The organism is Arthrobacter sp. Dra40, assembly GCF_059091905.1.
Genome location: NZ_JBNHHB010000363.1, coordinates 1 through 3438 on the forward strand (window position 1 = coordinate 1; position 3438 = coordinate 3438).

Genomic DNA, 3438 nt, shown 5'->3' on the forward strand with positions numbered 1-3438 from the left:
AGGAAAAGCCGCAGGAAGGCAAAGTTGTCGCGATCGGCCCCGGCCGCGTCGATGACAATGGCAACCGGGTTCCCGTTGACGTAGCCGAGGGTGACGTTGTCATCTACTCGAAGTACGGCGGAACCGAGGTCAAGGTCGGCGGCGAAGAGTACCTGGTGCTCTCCGCCCGCGACGTACTGGCCATCGTCACCAAGTAAGGCCCATCAGCTGAGTCCGGCGGCTCGGGCGCGCGCAGTCGACGCCCGCAGCCGGAATCACGGACAACCGAAATGCCCCGGCTGCCTCTATAGCAGCGCAGCCGGGGCATTTTGCGTGAAAGGAACAAATTCATGGCAAAGCAGTTGGAGTTCAACGACGCTGCCCGCAAGGCGCTGGAAGCCGGCGTCGACAAGCTCGCCAATACGGTCAAGGTCACCCTCGGTCCGCGCGGACGCAATGTGGTCCTGGACAAGAAGTGGGGCGCTCCCACCATCACCAACGACGGTGTGACGATCGCCCGCGAGGTGGAGCTCGATGATCCGTACGAGAACCTTGGCGCGCAGTTGGCCAAGGAAGTCGCCACCAAGACCAATGATGTTGCCGGCGACGGCACCACCACCGCTACCGTGCTGGCCCAGGCACTGGTGAAGGAAGGCCTCCGCAACGTCGCCGCCGGCGCCGCGCCGGGAGCCCTCAAGCACGGCATCGAGGTAGCGGTCGAAGCTGTCTCCGCACGCCTGCTGGAGAACGCCCGCGAGGTCGAAGGCAAGGTGGCCGAGGTCGCCACCATCTCCGCCCAAAGCCCCGAGGTCGGCAAGCTGCTGGCCGAAGCCTTCGACAAGGTGGGCAAGGATGGCGTCATCACCATCGAAGAGGGCTCCAGCATGGAGACCGAACTCGTGCTCACCGAGGGCATGCAGTTCGACAAGGGCCTGCTCTCCCAGTACTTCGTCACCGACCAGGAACGCCAGGAGGCCGTCCTCGAGGACGCCCTGATCCTGATTTCCCAGGGCAAGATTTCCACGGTGCAGGAATTCCTGCCGCTGCTGGAAAAGGTGCTGCAGGCCAACAAGCCGCTGTTCATCATCGCCGAAGACATCGACGGCGAAGCCCTGTCCACGCTGGTGGTCAACAAGATCCGCGGCACCCTGAATGTGGCCGCGGTGAAGGCACCGGGCTTCGGTGACCGCCGCAAGGCCATGCTGCAGGACATCGCGGTGCTCACCGGCGCCCAGGTTGTGTCGGCTGACCTCGGTCTGAAGCTGGACCAGGTGGGTCTCGAGGTGCTGGGTACCGCCCGCCGGATCACCGTCACCAAGGACAACACCACCATCGTGGACGGCGCCGGTTCCGACGCAGACGTTGCCGACCGCGTCGCCCAGCTGCAGGCAGAGGTGCTGCGCACCGATTCCGATTGGGACCGCGAGAAGCTCCAGGAGCGCCTGGCCAAGCTGTCCGGAGGCATCGGCGTGATCAAGGTCGGCGCCGCCACTGAGGTCGAGATGAAGGAGAAGAAGCACCGCATCGAGGACGCTGTGTCCTCCACCCGCGCTGCCCTGGAAGAAGGCATTGTGGCCGGCGGCGGTTCCGCCCTGGTGCACGCCGCCCAGGCTCTCGATACCGACCCCAACGTGCTGGCCCTCGAGGGCGACGCAGCCACCGCCGTCGGACTGGTCCGCCGCGCCCTGGCCCAGCCGCTGCGCTGGATCTCCGAAAACGCAGGACACGAGGGCATGGTCGTCGTCTCCAAGGTCGGCGAGCTGGAGGTCAACAATGGCTTCAACGCCGCCACCGGCGCCTACGAGGACCTGCTCGCCGCGGGCATTGTGGACCCGGTCAAGGTGACCCGTTCGGCGCTGCGCAACGCTGCCTCGATCGCGGCTTTGGTGCTGACCACCGAGACCCTGGTCGTCGAGAAGCCTGCCGATGAGGACGAGCACAACCACCAGCACTAGCACGCGCTGGTAGCTGAGGGTCAGGCTCTGACCGTCCGGAGGGGATCCTGCCCGCGCAGGGTCCCCTCCGTCGTCGTGCCGGGCGCAGTCGTGCCGGGCGCATCCGGCGTCGCGGAGCACCGGCGACGTCCGGGGCCGTTAGCTCCGCCACATCGGTGCCCGCGGGAAATAGTGGGCGGGGCGGAATCGTTTTAGGATGTAACCAACCCCGGAAACCGATTCTTGCTGTCGGTGACTGGCGGCCGCCACCGGTATCGTTCGAAAGGCCCTGCAGTGTCCGAAGAATTCAATCCGTTCGCTTTCGAGGGTCTGACCTACGACGACGTGCTCCTGCTGCCCGGCCCGACGGATGTGATTCCGTCCGAGGCCGACACCAGTTCGCGCCTGACCCGCCGCATCACGGTCCAGACCCCGCTGCTGTCCGCCGCCATGGATACCGTGACGGAATCGCGGATGGCCATCGCCATGGCGCGCCAGGGCGGCCTGGGCGTCATCCACCGCAACCTGTCCATCCAGGATCAGGCCGAGCACGTGGACCGGGTCAAGCGCAGTGAGTCCGGCATGATCACCAACCCGGTGACCATCGCCCCGGATGCCACGCTGGCCGAGCTGGACGAACTTTGCTTCAACTACCGCGTGTCCGGGCTGCCGGTGGTGGACTCCGACGGGAAGCTCCTGGGCATTTGCACCAACCGCGATACCCGCTTTGTGCCCCGCGCCGACTATCCCACCACCAAGGTGCACGAGGTGATGACCTCGATGCCGCTGATCACGGGCAAGGTCGGTATCAGCCGCCCCGAAGTGATTGAACTGCTGGGCAAGAACCGCATCGAAAAGCTGCCGCTGGTGGACGACGCCGGCATCCTGCAGGGCCTGATCACGGTCAAGGACTTTGACAAGGCGGAGCAGTATCCGCTGGCCACCAAGGACGACGACGGCCGACTGCGCGTCGGCGCGGCGGTCGGCTTCTTCGGCGACGGGTACGAGCGCGCGATGGCCATGATCGATGCCGGCGTGGACGTGCTGGTGGTGGACACCGCCAACGGTCACAGCCAGGGCGTGCTGGACATGATCGCCCGGCTCAAGAAGGACCCTGCCGCCGCCAACGTGGACGTGATCGGCGGCCAGGCTGCCACACGCGAAGGCGCACAGGCCTTGGTAGATGCCGGTGCGGACGCCATCAAGGTGGGCGTGGGGCCGGGCTCCATCTGCACCACCCGTGTGGTGGCCGGCGTTGGCGTACCGCAGATCACGGCGATCTACGAGTCGGCCAAGGCAGCCATTCCGGCCGGCATCCCGGTCATTGCCGACGGCGGTTTGCAGCACTCCGGCGACATCGGCAAAGCACTGGTTGCCGGTGCGGACACGGTGATGCTCGGCTCGCTGCTGGCCGGCGCCGCGGAGTCCCCGGGGGACCTGGTGTTCGTCAACGGCAAACAGTTCAAGGCCTACCGCGGCATGGGCTCCCTGGGCGCCATGCAGACCCGCGGCAAGAACACGTCCT

At 66.2% G+C, this 3438-nt stretch carries 3 protein-coding genes; all 3 read left to right on the forward strand.

All coding sequences use genetic code 11. The features are described from left to right. Nucleotides 1-197: co-chaperone GroES (locus AC5RWT_RS35795; RefSeq protein WP_494084367.1), on the forward strand; the 197-nt coding region annotated here is incomplete at its 5' end. Between the two features lie 132 nt (nt 198-329). Next, nucleotides 330-1934 carry a chaperonin GroEL gene (gene groL, locus AC5RWT_RS35800; protein ID WP_493966446.1) on the forward strand — a complete coding sequence of 535 codons (1605 nt, stop codon included), beginning with the start codon at nt 330-332 and terminating at the stop codon, nt 1932-1934. A 273-nt stretch (nt 1935-2207) separates the two neighbouring features. Beyond that, nucleotides 2208-3438, forward strand: a 1231-nt coding sequence (gene guaB / locus AC5RWT_RS35805) for an IMP dehydrogenase (RefSeq protein ID WP_494084368.1), incomplete at its 3' end; no start/stop codon positions are given.

Bases quoted from the DNA above. Each gene is read 5' to 3' on its own strand.
- groL (WP_493966446.1), top strand. From the start codon at position 330: ATGGCAAAGCAGTTGGAGTTCAACGACGCTGCCCGCAAGGCGCTGGAA.